Raw genomic sequence first — 17,535 nt, 5'->3', positions numbered from 1 at the left:
TACAACTTGATCGAAGTCCAAGCCCGCCAGAGCTGTCTCGCTCACCTGTTGAGAACGGCCCGCGAGATTGGACAGATACTTGCCGCGATGAAGAAGCCCGACGTCGTCTCCGTGCGGTTCTGCATCCAACTCGCGAGACTACTGAAACTGGCCTGCGCCATCGACATACCAGCCGGACTCAAAGCCAGGGAAAAGCTCACCGAGCGATTACTCGGCATCCTTCAGCGAGTCTGCGAAAAACCTCTGGGATATCACAAAGCCGAGACCCTGAGAAAGCGTCTCATTCCCGGTGCGCGCGAACACCTAGAAGTATTTGCATTCATCCGATTTGACGGGCCCGCCACCAACAACCATGCCGAACGGGCGCTGCGCCCGTTGGTGATATTCCGCAAAGTCTGCATGGGAACCCGAAGTGAGGAAGGCTCCCGGAACATCGGCATTTTCACTAGCCTGACCCAGACCGCAAAACTCCAGCAGAGCTCCGTCCTCGATCTCTTCCGCAGCCTCCTGACCGGCACCGCCGCGAAAGCTCAGGACGTCCTTTTCAGCAATTCATCCTGATCAAAAAAACAGCTAAACTGTTACACTATGAAAAAGCTGAAAACCTTGACTGACCACTAATTCTCGCCAGGGCTTCATGATTTTATACAGCTGGCTGATGAGATGTGTTGACTGATTTTCCGGAGCTATCCATAAAGGTAGCGATGAAAACGCACTGTGTCCCCCGGCACCGGCTTTTTTGGGCCGCGGCAATCGTCTATCTCTTCAATTTCCTTCCCTCAAGCGTTTCGGCGGATCCCCTCGACGAATGGTCATGGAGAAGTCCGATCCCCACCTCCCATGGGGTCCGCTCAATCGCCAAAGGAAACGGTCTACTTGTTGCCGTCGCTGACGGCCCGACCTTCCTTCGCTCCTCGGACGACGGGGTGAAGTGGGAGGTGAGCATCGAGGGAACGCCCAGTCTTACCCGACAGCTTCTCGACATCGCCTTTGGAAATGGAATTTTCGTCGCCGCCGGAAACGCAGGCCAGGTCTTCAGTTCATCCGACGGACAGAACTGGGCGCCGCATTCCGTCGGCACGGGCTCCCATGAATTCCGATCCGTCGCTTTTGGTGCCGGGAAATTCGTGATCGCGGGTGTCGATGCCACAGGCATGGGTGCCGCCCTCTACAGCTCACCGGACGGCAGCAACTGGACCTCGCGCGATGGTGGCATCAGCGGCCAGTATCATGAGCTAGTTTTCGAGAACAACGAATTCATCGCCTGCGGCGGAAACACCGGCAACGCGGGCTTTGTCACCACTTCCTCGAATGGAACGATCTGGACTCCGCTCGTCGAGGACCTCGCGACGCCACCCTATTCCGTGACCCATGGACTCGGGAAATACTTCACCATGACACCGAGCGTTTCGAGCATCGTCTATCAATCCTCAGATGGCACGACATGGACCGGTGGCCCCGTCGACTTTCTCAGCTACCATCAGCAGATCCGGGTATTCGACGGCAAGCTTGTCTCCTTCGATATTCAAGGTTTCATCCCGGATAGTAACGTCAGGACTTCCATCGACGGCACCACCTGGACCCCAGTGGGCAGCGTGCCGAAAATTCATCAACTCAAGATCGCTGACGGCCTGCTCTATGCTCTTTCCGGTCCGGAGAATTTCAATCGCGCGGCAGAGGCCGGGATTTTCCGCAGCTCCGATGCCTCCGAGTGGGAAGCCCTTCATCAGGGACCATACGGCGCGACACCGCTGAAGGCCGTCGCTGCGTCCGCCACGGGTTTCCGTGTCGCCGGACCTGGACAAGCCGCGGAGCTTGATGGGCCGCTTCCGGCGAATCTCTCTCTTTTTGACTTTGAGCCGCTGGCGCTTTTCGACAGTGGAGACATGACCTTGGCGGCGGGGATGACAGGCATCCACAGCTCGAGCGACGGGACCAACTACAGCCAGCTTGGATATACCCCGATGAATGATCTGACGGGAAATGGCAGTATCCACGTCGCCGTTGGAAACGATGGACTCTTCTCCTACAGCGAGGACGGTTCATTCTGGAATGATGTTTTCACCGGACTGGGCGGCGACTTCCGAGCGGTTGCTTTTGGAGGTGGGATCTTCGTTGCTGTTGGCGATAGCGGGGCGGTTGCGACCTCGACCGACGGGATGAACTGGTCGGGTTCCGTCAGCGGCGAGCTCGACCACTTTTCGGGTATTGCCTACGGAGCTGGAGTTTTCGTGGCCGTCGGAAATGGTGGTGCGATCATGACATCGCCCGACGGGGCGACGTGGGAGACGAGAAGCGGAGGCACCATTCACTCTCTCAATCGCGTCCACTTCCTCGACGGCAAATTCCGGGCTGTTGGAAAAGGTGGCACCTTGGTGGAATCGGTGGACGGAATCGCATGGGCGAGTGTTCCGCTTCCGGTCTGTCTTGAGCTTTTCGACATCGCCGGAAGCGACGACGGATTTCGAATCGTCGGGCAGGGTTCGTTGATCCTCGAGTCCGCCGACGGCCTGAGCTGGTCAGCCCGGCAACTCCAGCCGAGTGGCTCTTCCAGTGAGAATGAATCGATCCTCTGTGCGGGGGGTGGATTTTACGTCAGCGGGGATAGTGGCGGGCTGCTGCGTTCCGCTGAGGGCAAGAGCTGGTTCCCCGGTGGTGATTGGATGTTTCCAAGGGTTTATGATTTCGTCAGCCATGAGGGCACCATCGTGGCTGTCGGTGAGCTGAATGGTGGCGATTCCGTCATCGCCACATCGACCGACAACGGTGTGAGCTGGAGCCAGAGGGATCTCGGTTCGCTCGGAAGTTTCGAGGGTGCCGCTTATGGCAACGGCGTTTTCGTCGCCGTTGGTGAGCGCTCCTTCTCCACTCCGAACTCGGTCATCGCGAGTTCTCCCGATGGACTCGATTGGACGGTTCGTGACTCCGGGACGAACAGGAATTTTCTCGATGTCACCTTTGGCAATGGTCTCTTCGTCGCGGTCAATGGCAGCCAGGATGTGGTCACCTCGCCCGACGGCATTACGTGGACCGTCCGGAGTGATGCCGCCTCCGGCAACATGAATGCCGTGCTCTTCGCCAACGACATGTTCGTCGGCGGCTCCTCCGACATGTTCACCTCGCCTGACGGCATCGCCTGGACCAAGACCGACACCGTGGTCGGAGGAGTCAACGGCATTGCCTATGGCGCGGGTACCTACCTTGCGGTGTGCAATAGCGGTTACATCCATTCGTCGAGTGACGGCATGAGCTGGACGCAGCGGGAGTCACCGACGTTTCAAAAGCTTTGGGATGTCGCTTTCGGCAGCGACACCTTCGTGATTGTCGGCTTCAACGGCACCATCCTCCAGTCCGGCCACCTCGGCAGCAGTTCGCCAGTCATTGATTGGTTGTCTCCCGCCGCAAGCATCTCGACAGAGAACATCAATGGCATCCCCACCAGCTTCTACGCGCTTTCAGTGACGGCGAAGGGGCGGGGTCCCTTCGCCTACCAATGGTTTCGCGACGACCTCCCGCTTGCTGAGGGAGATGACTACCTCCTGCGCCTTCCCATCGATGGTGAAAATGCCGGTAGCTACCACGTGGTGGTCACCAACGAGTTCGGAGAGGCCACCAGTGACCCGATCCAGTTTGTCGTCGTCGAGCCCGAGTTTCGGATGGAGATCCGCTACGACAACACGGAGCCGACCAATCGGTTTGTTGAACTCATGATCAGCGCGCCACCAGACCAGACTTATGACCTTTACGTGATTCCGATTCCCGGCCCGGTGGAGTGGCAGTATCTCGACAGCATTTACGTTTCCGGGGACCATCAGACCTACCTCGACTACCTGGACTTTCCTATTCCCACGGAGGACACCGGCCGGCTTTACCAGCTTCGCGGGCCCTAGCAGCCTGTTGAAATACCGCACAACGCCCCGCCGCCGGGTGAATGGGAATGGATTGAAGTGCACTGCGTGTTGGAGTCGGCGGCGGTCCTTGCAGACGAAACACCCGGCAAACGCTGGGTGCGTTACTCGTCGGTCGTGGTTCTCGATCCACTTCCTCCTCGCGCCTTGGACTCGGCAACCACAGCTTCGGCCTTTTCGGCAGCGTCACTGCTGTCCAAAACAGCGGTGAGTCATGGGTTCGGCTTCTGATTTGAGGTGGTTTCGAGGTCGGTGGCGGGCGTTTTTCAGAACGGTGATCTATCGATCAGGGCTCAGCCTAGAAGAGGGTGAGTCAAGGTTTTCGTCACAAATGAACAGGGACGCGGGGCTGGTGTGGATGGACAGGATGTCCATGGCCTAAGCGTTCAGGATGAACGCGCTCCGCAAATGAACAGGGACGCAGGGCTGGCGTGTCTGGACAGGATGTCCATGGCCTAAGCGTTCAGGATGAACGCGCTCCGTTGGGAGACATAGAGAGAGGAAGGGCGTGTCCTGAGGGTGCTTCGACAGGGCGGGAACGCCCTTTCTCCCTTGCGCGTGGACAGCAGGCTGTCTCACGGGAACAGCGGCAGCAGGGCTGCCGCAGTCCACGGGGTTCAGGGCACACAAGACTTTGCCACGTCTTTCCCAAGTGCCGCAATCCTCCCCTTCAGCGTGAGCTCGTCCATGGTGGGTAAAGGGTGGTAGTCAAGGCTTGCAGTCTCTTCAGACGTCTGTGGGAGCTGACGGGGGTCGCCAGGCCTTTCGAGCGAATAGGTCTATCCGAGCGCCTGATCGATGTCCGCGAGGATGTCGTCGATGTGTTCGATGCCGATGGACAACCGTACGAGTTCGGGGCTGATGCCGCCGGCCCGCTGCTGCTCTTCGTCGAGCTGGCTGTGGGTGGTGGTTGCCGGATGAATCGCCAGTGTTTTCGCGTCGCCGACATTGGCAAGATGGGAGATCATTTCGAGTGATTCGATGAACTTGGATCCGGCTTTGGCACCGCCCTTGATTCCGAAGATGACCATCGCGCCGCCCATGCCCTTGAGGTAGGTTTGGTTGCGTTCGAATTCGGGGTCGTCCTCGAGGCCGGGGAAACGGACCCAATCGACTTTCGGGTGGGCTTTGAGATGTTTGGCGACGGCGAGGGCGTTGCTGCAGTGGCGCTCCATGCGGAGCGGGAGGGTTTCGATGCCCTGGAGGATGATCCAGGAGTTGTCGGGAGCAATGCAGGCGCCGAGATTGCGCAGCGGGACGGTGCGCATCCGGAGAATGTAGGCGAGCGGTGCGAGTGCATCGGGCAGATCGTGGCCCCAGCGGAGTCCGTGGTAGGAGCTGTCGGGTTCATCGAACATCGGGTGTCTGCCGCCTGCCCAGTTGAATTTCCCGGAATCGACGACGACGCCTCCAAGGCCGGTGCCATGGCCGCCGAACCATTTCGTCAGCGAGTGGACGACGATGTCGGCACCGTGGTCGATCGGACGTGTTAGAAAGGGAGTCGAGAAGGTGGCATCGACGATCAGGGGGAGGCCGTGGGCATGGGCGGTGTCGGCGATGGCTTTCAGGTCGGAAATTTCACAGGCCGGATTGGAGACGGTCTCGCAGAAGTAGGCGCGGGTTTTGTCGTCGGTCGCCTTGGCGAAATTCTCCGGATCGGTGGAGTCGATCAGGCGCACTTCGATGCCCAAGGCGGGAAGGATGTTGTTGAACTGGGTGTAGCTGCCGCCGTAGAGGTTGCGGGCGGAGACGATGTTGTCGCCGGCGGAGGCGAGGTTGATGATGGAGTTGAAGATCGCGGCGGTTCCCGAGGCATGACCGAGTCCGCCCATTTCATGGGCGCCTTCGAGCAGGGCGACGCGCTTTTCGAGCACGTCAGTGGTGGGATTCATGATCCGGGAATAGATGTTCCCGAGTTCCTTGAGGGCGAAAAGGTTGGCAGCGTGTTCGGTGCTGTCGAAGACGTAAGCGGTGGTCCGGTGGACCGGAACGCCGCGGGATTTGGTGACGGGATCGGGCGTCTGGCCGCCGTGGAGGCAGAGGGTTTCGAGTTTCATGGTGCGGGGAGTCAATCGTGGCAGGCGCTTCGATGGAACTTGAAAGTTCGTTTGAGCTGTCGAAGCTTTGGACCAGAATGAATTTGAAGGAGTTGCGAATTGGATTTGTAGGTGTCGGGAGAATGGGTGCCAACATGGCGAGGCGACTGAAGGATTGCGGCTACCAGGTTGCGGTGGTGCAGGATGTGGCGTCTGACCTGGCGAAGAGTCTGGCGGATGAGCTTGGCTGTGAGGCGGTTGGGGGTCCGGCGGAGGTGACTGCCAAGGCGGATCTGATTTTGACGGTGGTGACCGATGACGAGGCGATGCGGGATGTTTTTTCCTCAGATGGTCTACTCAAAGACGCGGAGGGTCGGATTTTTCTCAACTGCGCGACGGTCAGTCCGTCCGTGCATGAAGAGGTCGCCGCGGCGTGTGCGTCGGCGCGAGCGAAGGCGCTTGAAGCCTGCATGGCATCGAGCATTACGCAGGCCCGCGAGGGCACTCTGTATCTGATGATTGGGGGCGAAAAGGCGGTCTTCGATCAAGTGGAGCCCTTGTTGAAGGATCTCTCGAGTTCGCTGCGCTACGTGGGTGTTGCCGGTGAGGCGGCAAAGGTGAAGGCACTGGTCAACATGGTGATGAACATCAACACGGCGGGACTCGCCGAAGGCTTGGGGCTTGGCGCGGCACTCGGGCTTGATCTGGAGATGCTCAAGGAGGTGTTTTCTCAAACGGGAGCGAATTCACGAGTTCTGGAGACGGATGGGAACGACATGATCATCCGGGACCACGATTGTTATTTTTCCGCAGCACATGCGGCGAAGGATAGTGGGATTGCGAATGCGCTGGCCAATGAAGCCGGGGTGCCAGTGCCGCTATCGGTGTCAACCGAAGCGCAGTATCGAAAGCTGATCGAGCTCGGTCGCGGGGGCTTGGACAAGTCGGCGGTGGCGGAACTGACCTTTCCTGGTCGCAGTGAGGATTGATCGATGAAACTTCCTGAATTTAGAAACCGTCGCGGCGAGCGAATCGACAGTTCGTTTCACCCGGGCACACGGGAGGGCCACCTGCTGGTTCTCGGTCATGGGGTGACGGGCAACAAGGACCGGCCGCTGATGGTGGCGATGGCCGAGTTGCTGGCGGAAGCGGGTTGGCCGTGTTTGAGGATCTCGTTTTCCGGAAACGGTGAATCAGAAGGGAAGTTCGAGGACTCCACGATTTCGAAGGAATGCGAGGATTTGAGTGACGTGCTCGACCAGCTTCCCGAGGGGGTGCAGATCGCCTACTGCGGACATAGTATGGGGGGTGCGGTCGGCCTGAAATCGGCGGTGGTGGATCCACGGATCGAAGTGCTGGTGACCCTGGCAGGCATGGTGAGGACGGCGCTGTTCTGCGATACGGAGTTCGGCGATCAAAGGCCCGGGGAGGGTTTCATGTGGGATGAAGAGGGCTGTCCGCTTTCGGAAGCCTTTGTCGAAGACATGAAGGAGATCGGGGATCTGCTTGAGGAGGCCGGCAGGCTTTCGATCCCTTATCTTCTGGTTCACGGCACGGCGGACGACGTGGTGCTCCCGGTGGACAGTGTCGATGCCTTTGGAGTGGCGCAAGGTCCCAAGCATCTGCTGGAGATCGATGGAGCGGAGCATTCATTCGGAGATGAAAGCTATGCTGATGTGGCGGCCGCCATCGATGAGTGGCTCAATGAGTTTTTCAAATAGCCCGCCGCCTTGACAGATTCTGCAAAACCTTGACGTCTAGAACTACCAACTCGATTTGATGATGAAAAAACACCTGTCCCAACTCATCCGAAGTCTGCCTTTTGCGCTGGCCCTTGCATTCTTTTTTCCAAGCGCTGCCCAGAGTGCTGAGAAGATGAAGGCCCTGATCGTCGACGGGCAGAACAACCATGAAGTCTGGCCGAAATCGACGATCATGATGTCGCGCTATCTTGAGGAGACGGGACTCTTCGAAGTGGATGTGGCACGGACGCAGTTTCTCTGGAAGTCGGGCCGGGAGAAATCCTTCTTACCCTTGGCCGACGCAGGTGATGGGAAGGACTTGAAGGAGCCCAAGCCTGATCCGGAATTTGCGCCTGATTTTGGCAAGTATGATGTGGTGATCAGCAACTTCGGATGGAAAGCGGCTGACTGGCCGGAAGCGACGAAGAAGAGTTTTGAATCCTACATGGCCGGCGGCGGTGGTTTGGTGGTGGTGCATGCGGCCAACAATCCGTGGGCGGATTGGCCGGAGTTCAACAAGATGATTGGTCTCGGTGGCTGGGGGGATCGCGGGCCCAAGGACGGTCCCTATGTCTACATCAACCGGGACGGCGAGGTCGTGCGCGACGCGGGGCCGGGCAAGTGTGGAGCCCATGGTCCGAGGGCTCCGTTTCTTGTGACGATGCGGGTCGGGGATCACCCGATCACCGAGGGAATCCCCGACTTCTGGATGCAGTCTGAGGATGAGTGCTATTCGTTGCTTCGCGGTCCGGCGGAGAACATGACGATTCTGGCAACGGCGGCGGATACTCCAAAGCTCCAGAAGGAGGGTCGCAACGAACCGATGTTGATGGTCATTGATTATCATGATGGTCGGGTTTTCCACACGACGCTTGGTCACGACACTCCGGCATTTGAAAGTGTCGGGTTCATCACCACCTTCACCCGCGGGACGGAGTGGGCGGCCAGCGGAAAAGTAAGCATTCCCGTGCCCGAAGACTTCCCAGGACCCGATGAGCCGGTGATGAGGCCGTTCAAGGTGGATGCGAAGTGAGTCGGCCCTGATCTTGTTGTGATCTGGAAGCTGCCGCATCGGGAAATCCGGTTCCCACGCCGTCCATTGGTGATGGGAATCGTCAACGTGAACGATGATTCGTTTTCCGGTGATGGTACATTGGACATGGATGTCGCGCTTGGCATGGCGCGGCGGCAGGCCGAGCAGGGGGCGGATGTGATCGATGTCGGCGCGGAAAGTGCGCGAACCAATCGCATGGCGGTGGCGGTGGAGGAGGAAATACGGCGTTTCTCGGAGTTCTTCGTGCGTTGGCCCGAAGTGGTGGCGGAGGCTTTGCCGAAAGACGAGGATCAGGTTTGGCCGCCGATCCTTTCGGCGAATACCTGGCGTCCGGAGGTGGTTGAACGAGTGCTGCCGATGGGTGTGGAATTGCTCAATGATATGAGCGGTCTGCCGGATGATCGGAATGCGGTGTTGTGTGCTGGCTGCGGGGCATCCTTGCTGATCATGCATTCGGTGGGCGAACCGAAGATCCCTCATCTTGATCAGCAGTGGGCGGATGTGATGGGGTCAATGGAGCGTTTCTTCGAGGAGAAGATCGAGCTGGCTGTGAAGGCGGGAGTTCCCCGCAGGAGTATCGTGCTTGATCCGGGCATCGATTTTGCGAAGCAGCGCGATGATAATCTCACCGTGCTCCGGGATCTGGAACTGTTGCAGAAATTCGGCCGTCCGGTGCTGGTGCCCGTGAGCCGCAAGACGGTCATCGGTGAGGTGCTGGAAATTGCGCAACCCATTGATCGCGATGCGGGCACCGTAGGGTGTATCGCAGTGGCGGTTCGGCGGGGCTCGCAGATGCTGAGGGTGCACGACGTGCGGGCAGCCTGGCAGACGGTCAAGGTGCTGGATGGCCTGAGCGCTCGATCAGATCAGACGGAGGCGGAAAGGAGTTTTCCATAGGTCTGCACGGCGGCTGCGTAAACGGCGGCTTTCGATGAGTCTGGCTCGATTTGCGAATCCGCAGCAGGTCGGCAAAATTGCTTGCTCAAGGTTTCAAGATCGTGGCCGCAGGCATTCGCTGCTCGCAGCGCGGCCCCCAATGCAGCCCCGTTTGCAACGGCGAAACGTTCGACGGGGGCTTGGAAGATGTCGGCGATGAGCTGGGCGATACCGTTGTTTTGCGATGCACCGCCAGTGAGCCGGATCAGGGACGGTTGCTCGCCGAGCCATGCAGAGTGCAGGCGCATGTTGAGGAACTGACCTTCCAACAAGGCGCGGACCTGGATTTCCGCGGAGGCGTCAGCCGGGAAGTTCCTGACTGGGGCTGAGAAATCGTGGCGTGGGGTGATTTCAGGGCCGTAGAAAGGGAGCATGACGCGGCCTTCGTTGCCGGCAGGTGTTTTGGCGAGTCCGGCGGCATCGAAGTCATCCCAGCTCAGGCCGAGTTCGTCGCGCAGGGCTTCGCGGGAGAGTGAGCCATTGCGGAAGCAGATCAGGGACATGAAGCCACCGGCGGGATTTCCGAAGACGTGGCCGAAGCCCTGGGGATCGGTGACGGCTTTCGACATGGCGGCGAAGAAGGTGTCGCTGGTGCCGAGTGAGATGACAAAAGTGCCGGGCTCGGTGGCTCCCATTCCGACGAGTGAGGAGGGGTTGTCGCCTGTTGAAAGTGCTACATCGCAATTACTAGAAAAGCCGTATTTTTGGACGAAGTAGTTCGAAACCTTCCCGGCGATCGACGCCGAAGCGGCAGGGCGGGGGAGCTTGTCCCGGAGGTTTGGTGCGGTGGCGTCGAGGAGGTCGGGATCCCAGCCGAGGGTGTGGAGATTGAGCAGGTTCATGCCGGCTCCATCGCCATGGTCGATGGCGATCGACTTCCCTGCCATGATCGAGCCGACCATCGACGAGACAAGGTGGATGCTGCCGGTGTTGCGGTAAGCCTCGACGTCCTGTTTGTAGAATTTCCGGATCTGGGGGCCGGTGAAGCGTTCGACGGCGATCGATCCCGACAGCTTGCAGACTTCATCATTGCCGCCGACTGCTTCGGCGATTTCGGCGCACTCGGCCCCGGTCGAGGTGTCCATCCAGATGGGCGCGCTCGGGCGGCTGAGAGCGGGGGCGAGTTGGTCCTTCAGGGGTTGCTTGGGATCGAGCGTGGCAAGGCGCTGAACCAGGCTGTTGTCGAAGTAGACCGAACCGTGTTGCTGACCCGAGGCGGCGATGGCAGTGATCTGAGAGAGGTCGAAGTTTTCCGCGACGCGGGAAAAGAGCAGATCGATCGCTTCGATCCACATCAGCGGGTCGGCATGGACCTCGCCCGCTTTTCCGTCAGGAATGAAACCGCTGGGAGCGCCATAGGCAGGCAGGTCGGTGCCAAAGTTGACCGAAAGTTCGTGAGCGACAGTGCCGCTTGCGGGGTCGATCACCAGAGCGGAAAGGGACTGGGTGGAGGAGTCTAAGCCGAGGAACATGCCGGAACCATTCAGCGCCGGAGTGCCTTAGGCCAGAGGGAATCGTGGCGTCGGCCCGAATCGAAGAAGAGATGTCGCAAAATGCAGGATGAATCTTCCAGAGCTCAATGGGCCAGTCGAGGGGGCCGTCAAGGTCCAGTTCTGCCGCCGATCGCGGCTTTCATTCTCAAGTAGCCGGAATTTCCCGGGCTGATGGGAAGAACGGCTCGGCGAGTCAGCGTTGCTCCGTTCACATTCAGGATTTCGTCGGCAAAACCTGCTGGTGCCGACGGGTCTCCCGGGGCCGCCCAGCTTTGGAGTGAGTCGGTGGCCTCGGGTCCCCAGGTGACGTCCGAGCGCTGGGAATGGCTCTGATAGGTGATCACGATTTGGCCGCCATCATGTTCCGCCCTCGGAAGTCTGTGGGCTGCGGGTGTCATCGGATCCAAACCAAGCGCGTAGGCCATGACATTGGCGACACCATCTCCATTGAGATCGCCCTCGGGATCACCTGATAGGCCGCCGACCGGGAGTTCGAGGGCGGCTTCATTCGCAGAAGCCCAGTCGCCGAAAGTATTCTGGATTGAGGCATCCACGGGTAACGAATCGCCGAACGATCCCGTTCGGTCGGGAAATACAGGTCTTGAGGATAGTCGGTAACGATCAGCTGCTTCGGGGGTAAACTCGAAGTTTCCTTCCGCATCTGCGCTGGCGATGGTTTCTTCCGAGACCGTGGCGAGTCCGACGAAAACGATCTCGTCCACATACCAGCCAACAGGCACCCCGAGCGTGTAGAAATAGGCGGCGGAGCCGGAGATGTAGTCGTAAAGAAGTCTCAACTGAATTCTCTGACCCTCGTAGGCATCAAGCGGAACGTTCACGAGCCGGAACGAGTTCTCTCCAGCATTATCTTTACCCGCTTGAGACCAAGCGGTTTTCCATTCGTCTTCCCCATCTTCTCTGACTTGAACGGTTGCGACCTGGCCTGCGGTCGCATACGCGTGCCGACTACGGAAAGTAAGTTCAGCTCCGGCGGCGACCTGGAAGGCCGAGTTGTAGAGGAGAGCGTTGTCTGCGAAGTTCTCGTGGAACAGATGATAGGATCGACTCCCCTTGAACTTTACGACATCCGACAACATTGGGCTTGAGCTTTCAACCAACGGGGTGACTCGTTCCAGAGTCTCTGCGGGATCGTTCGGCGTCGACGTCTCCAGGATTTTTCGCCAATCATAGGAAGTCGCGCCTGCCACGCGTGAAACTTGGTATTGAGCGGGAATACCCACCGCTGGAACGGTCGTGCCGATGATTGTGGGAGCATCATAGGGGACGATCAAGTCGATCTTGACGTTGGCACCTCCAGAGATCTCTGCCGTGCTCTGACTTCGGATAGCCGGGCCGATGAATTCGACGCCATAGGTCGTATCATCATCGGGAACGGGTATTGACTAACCACCCGAGCTCGCGGTCATTCCACGATACGTGTTGTCGCCAATCATCACTTCCACGCCGCCGATGCCTTCACCGGGGTCGTAGAAGTGGTTCCCATTGAGGTCGTGATAAACGACTCCGGTAATGAATGCAGTATTGGGTGGGCCGGTTCCGAAGTCTTGAGTGACCAGTTGCGGGCCGATCGGTCCGACGACACCGGTTCTGCTCCCGTTAAAGATGCCGATCCCAACTTCCCTCACCACCGAGTAGTGAATCGAGAAACGATGGCCGCGGCCGGGGAGCATCCCTCCACTTCCTCCAGGACCCCAATCGATTTCGAATGAGGCGTGACCAAACTCGGTGAACCAAGAGGAGGCGTAGATGTTTTCCACAACCAGAGTCCCGTTATAGTTTGCTGCGATTCCCCGTTCCAGCCAGGAAAAGCCGTTGGTTCCGATGTGGGATTGAACACCCATCGTAAACATGTCTTCGGAGTGGGCCCGAGCCGTCCCGATGAGGATGGGATTCATCGCCAGAGGTGGCTGAGGATCAATGGCCGCCATCTCCTGCTGGAACAAATCCATGTCGACGCCGAAGTAGGATATCGCGGAAAGGATTCCGGGGTCTGAGAGTGCCGCGATGCGGATTCCCTCAGCCTCAGGATCTGCCCGAGCCCGATTGATGAGTTCGAGATAATACTGCTCCTCGTTGGTTGGATTTCCAATCGTATGGAGGATACCATCTCCAGCCGCTACCGTTGCGAGGATGAGAAAGCTCGAAGTGATAGCGGGGGAAATCACAAAGTGGGTGTTAGGGTAGGAAAGTCCGTTAATCAACCCATTTTTCAAGTGATACGCGAATGCGCTAGTTCGCGTTTTTGACCGCAGCCTGAGCTGGGGGCAATGCGATAGGTCATGCACGACCGATGAGTGAATCCTCGCAGATTCGGATCAGTCGACCGGAGAGATCGGCGGCGATTTCACGATGGGTTCGACGTCATCGTACTGCCTGCGGAAGACTACATGCTTTCCATGATATCGTAGCGTGGCATGTAGGTCCGCAGAGTGCGGTTGAGTGTTCCATTCGAGCGCCATTTTGCGAGCGCGGCATTGGCTTCCTTCAGCATCACGGAATCGCCGCGGCGAACGGCCCAGGCGAGCGTTTCCTTGGTCAGGAGTTTGGGGATGATTCGATAGTTCGCGCCAGGATTCTCCGCAGCAATGCGCCAGAGAACTGGGGCATCGTGAAGGACCACGTCCACCTTTCCTTCGCTCAGGGCGCGGGCGGCCTTGGCGGGTGTCGAATAGGGGACGACCGTGGACTGTGGATGAGCGCGCTGGGCAACGAGGTTGCCGACACTGCCTCGTTCGACCCCGATTCGGCAGGGGCTGATGAAGATGATACGAGGGTCATCGTAGAAGCTTCCCGACGCCGTGCGTGCCAGCAGCGCTTGGCCAGACACCATGTAGGGAGAGGCGAAATCGACCAGGGTCTTGCGTTGTTCGATCACGGTTAGTCCACTCATGACGATGTCGACTTCGCCCCGCTGGAGTGTTGGGATCAGCTTCTCGAATGGCATCTTCACAAACTGGACGGGACGTCCGAGTTCCTGTCCCAGCGACCTGGCGAAACTTGCTTCCACGCCTTCGAAGTTGCCACGACCTGCTTCATAAATCAGCGGGGCGTTGTCGCCGGAGACGCCGACGCGGAGCGGCTTGGGCGCGTTCGGGTCCGTCTGCTGGAACGAGGATGTCGAACATCCGGAAAGCAGTATGGCTGTGATGGCCAGGGCAAATAGCAGATCTCGAATTTTCATGGGAAAGACTGCTCTCTGCTCGCGAGTCAAAAGTCAAACCCAGTTATGACGGAGGGACGGCATCTCCGGCAGGAGTATGGCTCCCTAGCGGAGACCGGCGTGGTCCAGAAGAATGCGGCGTGCTTCCTCGATTCCTTCGGGGATCTGGTGGGAGCCGTGATGGGAGGGTACGATTTTCTCGGACGCGGCGCCTTCGAGGTGGGAACTCCAGTAGGCGACGATGCCATCGCTTGAGTTGGGGGTGTCGCCTTTTCCGCGGTCGCCCATGACGGAGTGGTAAGGGACGCGGGGGGAGATGGGATACTGGTTGATAGCGCGGACGAAGCGGTTGTTCGGAGCGAGGGTGTCGATGCTGTTAGGCGCACGGTTGAGCGCGAGGGCAGCGGGGTCGGCTTTTCCTATGCTGACGATCGCGTCCCGTGTGTCGGCAATGAAGGCCGGGGCGCGGACGAGCTTTGCACCCAGTCGGCCGATCCAACTGGTGGCAATGACGCTACCCCTGTGGGGGCCGGAGAAGAAGATGACCCGATCCACCTCGGGACGGGAGTTGAAGACGAGGGACTCTTCGAGGATCTCGCGGCTTTCGCCGGACATGTTTGTTTCGGAGGGTGACTTGCCGAAGAGTTCGATCCACATCGAGTCGCCGACGTCGGTCACCATCAGGCGGGTGACGAGGCTACCCATGCTGTGGCCCATGATGACGATGTCCTTGTGGTCGGGATAGGCGCGGTTGATGCGATCGAGCTCCTTGCGAAGGAGGGCGGCGGAGTAGGGATAGGGGTAGCCACTGGAGTAGCTGAAGATCCAGAATTGGTATTTCTCGCGGATCTGGGGGTCCTTCATGAGATCGAAGTACATGGGCACCCAGGTGGCTGGGGTGCTTTGGAGGCCGTGAATCATCAGCACGGGGATGCGATTCGGGTCGTAGGGCTGGAGCTTGCTGAGGCGGCAGGTATTGCTGAAGCGCTCGGGATTGAGCAGGCGAGCAAGCCCGAGTTTGTCGATCCGTGTGGTCGATAGCGCGTAGGAGACGTTCGCGCTGAAGTCGGCATGGAGCGGGTAGCGACGGCTGCCGATGGTGACGTTTTCGATTTCGTAAGGGTCTTCGAGTTCGACGGTGGCTCTGTTGCCGTTGAAGTGGATGACGGCGGTAATGTTGCGGTAGCGAAGGTTCTTGTCGAAGGATTCGTTCTCGGTCGGAGGGGTGCTGATGATGGCGAGGAAGGGGGCTCCGGCACCGTCCACGATGGCGGGCTCCTGAGCGAGTGAGCCTTGGAATTCGAGCGTGTCTGCGGCAATGAAGTCGCGCTTTTCGGCATTGAGGTCGGCCGGCTGGTGACCCCGAAGGACGTAGCGGGTTTTTGGTCCGGAGAGTTGGATCTCCTTCATCCAGGGTTTTACGCCGGCCTGCTTGATCTGCTCAATGAAGCGGGCGGTGAGGTAGTTGTATTCGGGAAGGGCGCTGGAGTCTCCGGCGGCGAGGCGGTCATAGGCGATGCGGACGTCTTCGAGGGTGGCGGCGGCCTGTGCCAGGGGATCACTCTTGGAGGTTTTCGAGGCCGCTTTCAGGGAGGATTCGCTGACGACCAGCGGGGCTGGTCTCACGGCTTTGACCTCATGAACACGGATCGGCGCGTAGCAGCTTGCGGCAGTGAGGCAGAGCAGCAGGGTGAATTTCAGGCGAATGAGGAGAGTCATGCTGGATTTGAAAGCGGGGTAAGAATCGGGGGTGGTGAACGGGTGTCAAGCGGGTGCGGGTGTCACGGCCCTCATTCCGGAACGGTAGGCTTGGCGTGGGGAGTGAGATTGATGAATTCCATCGCCCGTTTTTCGACCCATGGGTAAAAGGGGTTCCACTTCTGGCGGAGCATCTCGCCGGGGCTGATGTAGAGGGTGCCGCGTTCGCCGCGGAGGGCGCGATTGCCGAGCGTCGCCGTCCTTCCCTGATCTCCGCTCCCGTAAAGCGGGTCGGACTCGGGAAAGGGCAGGGCAACGTGGGAGAGGGAGAAAATCTCGTTCGGCCAGCTCAGTTCGGAGGCTTCGATGGTGAGCTTCGATTGTCCGGCCTTGCGGTGTTGGATCATCACGGTCGCTGAAATGTTTTCTTCGTCCGAGGCATTTGTGACGACGCTGAGATCGAAGGAATGGCCGGGTCCCTTGAGCAGACCTTGAAGGTCTTCGGCCGGGTCTTTGGCGAGCAGATGCTCGATGAGTTCGTTGCGGTTGACGTCGAAGACGACGAGTTCGCTGCCGTTTTCAGGCAGGCGATTGAAGAGCCGCGTGACCAGCGCGGGAGCGGACACGGTGGCATCGACCGCTGACTGAAAGGCGAGGACTTTCGGGAAATTCTTGAGTGATCCGGATTTCGACATGCGGTCGAGATGCTTGTCGATTTCGCTGGTAATCCGGTAAGCTTGGTCACCGGCGTTGACGGCAAAGGAGCCATATTTAAACGGGTCGTATTCCATCGAGATCGAATTCCACGCGAGCTTGTCGAGGCCGAGCCAGTGTCCGACGCGGCCCTGCCATACGGCGAGACCGGCGGCTTTGGAGATGCCGATTTCCGGAGAAAGGAGGATCAGGCCGTCGGGACGGGGAAGGCTGTCGTCGCCGAGGCTCTGAAGAGTGTAGACGACGGAGAGCGCACCGCCATTCGAGTAACCGACGAGATAGAGAGGCTTGTCGCCGATGCTTTGCTTCAAGTGCCTGGCCGCGATTCTAACAGCTGCAGCCCAGTCCTTCCAGGTGATCTCGACGAGGCCGCTGGGTGCGGTGCCGTGGCCGGGGATGCGCAGGCCAAGGACACTGGCACCGGCCTGGTGGAATTTCTCCCCGAGGTGGCGGAGACTGTAGGGCGAGTCTGAAAGCCCATGCAGGAGCAGCACGCCGGCGCTTGGATTTTCCTGCGTCCATTCGAAGCTCCGGTTCCAGTTGGTCTGGAAGCTGGTCGGGTCCATCATGCTGCCTTTTCGGAAGCGGTTGATGTCGGTCGGACCTCCCGGGGGTGTTTTGGCATAGACCTCGGTTTCGAGTTGCTTGAAGAGGCGGTATTCGAGTTCCAGGTAGCTTTTGAAGTCGGTGATGTCGGACTTTTCGTCGAACTCCTCGTCGAGATCGACTTCCTGCCAGAGGTTGAGTTGCGGGCGTTGGTTGAGGACGTAGAC

The 17,535-nt window shown here is 59.0% G+C and carries 13 protein-coding genes; 6 read left to right on the top strand and 7 right to left on the bottom strand.

Features of this window, described 5'->3' with window-relative positions; genetic code table 11:
• On the top strand, positions 1-561 hold a 561-nt coding region (locus WBG04_RS11890; RefSeq protein ID WP_424314649.1), incomplete at its 5' end, for an IS66 family transposase.
• A gap of 143 nt (positions 562-704) precedes the next feature.
• On the top strand, positions 705-3,890 hold the full coding sequence (locus WBG04_RS11885; protein ID WP_424314648.1) for a hypothetical protein: 3,186 nt from the start codon (positions 705-707) through the stop codon (positions 3,888-3,890).
• 797 nt (positions 3,891-4,687) lie between these two features.
• Here the strand turns inward: WBG04_RS11885 and WBG04_RS11880 are convergent.
• Positions 4,688-5,965: an O-acetylhomoserine aminocarboxypropyltransferase/cysteine synthase family protein gene (locus tag WBG04_RS11880; protein WP_424314647.1), complete on the bottom strand. Its 1,278-nt coding sequence runs from the start codon at positions 5,963-5,965 to the stop codon at positions 4,688-4,690.
• Between the two features lie 77 nt (positions 5,966-6,042).
• Between WBG04_RS11880 and WBG04_RS11875 the strand changes: the two genes are divergently transcribed.
• From WBG04_RS11875 to folP, 4 genes are all read left to right on the top strand, one after another.
• A complete protein-coding gene (locus tag WBG04_RS11875; RefSeq protein ID WP_424314646.1) occupies positions 6,043-6,933 on the top strand; it encodes an NAD(P)-dependent oxidoreductase in 891 nt (296 codons plus the stop codon).
• Between the two features lie 3 nt (positions 6,934-6,936).
• Positions 6,937-7,665: an alpha/beta hydrolase gene (locus tag WBG04_RS11870; RefSeq protein ID WP_424314645.1), complete on the top strand. Its 729-nt coding sequence runs from the start codon at positions 6,937-6,939 to the stop codon at positions 7,663-7,665.
• 58 nt (positions 7,666-7,723) lie between these two features.
• On the top strand, positions 7,724-8,719 hold the full coding sequence (locus tag WBG04_RS11865; protein ID WP_424314644.1) for a ThuA domain-containing protein: 996 nt from the start codon (positions 7,724-7,726) through the stop codon (positions 8,717-8,719).
• A 72-nt stretch (positions 8,720-8,791) separates the two neighbouring features.
• Entirely contained in the window at positions 8,792-9,637 is an 846-nt protein-coding gene (gene folP, locus WBG04_RS11860) for a dihydropteroate synthase (protein WP_424314643.1), read from the top strand.
• Here the strand turns inward: folP and WBG04_RS11855 are convergent.
• From WBG04_RS11855 to WBG04_RS11830, 6 genes are all read right to left on the bottom strand, one after another.
• Positions 9,607-11,148: a xylulokinase gene (locus WBG04_RS11855; protein WP_424314642.1), complete on the bottom strand. Its 1,542-nt coding sequence runs from the start codon at positions 11,146-11,148 to the stop codon at positions 9,607-9,609. The genes folP and WBG04_RS11855 overlap by 31 nt on opposite strands.
• Positions 11,149-11,276: 128 nt before the next feature.
• Positions 11,277-12,461 (bottom strand): hypothetical protein, encoded by a 1,185-nt coding sequence (locus tag WBG04_RS11850; RefSeq protein ID WP_424314641.1) that lies wholly within the window; start codon positions 12,459-12,461, stop codon positions 11,277-11,279.
• Positions 12,462-12,572: 111 nt separating this feature from the next.
• Positions 12,573-13,355 (bottom strand): CAP domain-containing protein, encoded by a 783-nt coding sequence (locus WBG04_RS11845; protein ID WP_424314640.1) that lies wholly within the window; start codon positions 13,353-13,355, stop codon positions 12,573-12,575.
• Between the two features lie 218 nt (positions 13,356-13,573).
• Positions 13,574-14,371 (bottom strand): substrate-binding periplasmic protein, encoded by a 798-nt coding sequence (locus WBG04_RS11840; RefSeq protein ID WP_424314639.1) that lies wholly within the window; start codon positions 14,369-14,371, stop codon positions 13,574-13,576.
• An 84-nt stretch (positions 14,372-14,455) separates the two neighbouring features.
• Entirely contained in the window at positions 14,456-16,069 is a 1,614-nt protein-coding gene (locus WBG04_RS11835) for an esterase/lipase family protein (protein WP_424314638.1), read from the bottom strand.
• Positions 16,070-16,140: 71 nt separating this feature from the next.
• Positions 16,141-17,535, bottom strand: a 1,395-nt coding sequence (locus WBG04_RS11830) for an alpha/beta hydrolase (protein ID WP_424314637.1), incomplete at its 5' end; no start/stop codon positions are given.

The sequence above is a fragment of the Haloferula sp. genome, assembly GCF_049672945.1.
Classification (GTDB): domain Bacteria; phylum Verrucomicrobiota; class Verrucomicrobiia; order Verrucomicrobiales; family Akkermansiaceae; genus Haloferula.
The sequence above is the reverse complement of the archived record's forward strand: the minus strand, read 5'-3'. Positions and strand labels throughout refer to the sequence as shown.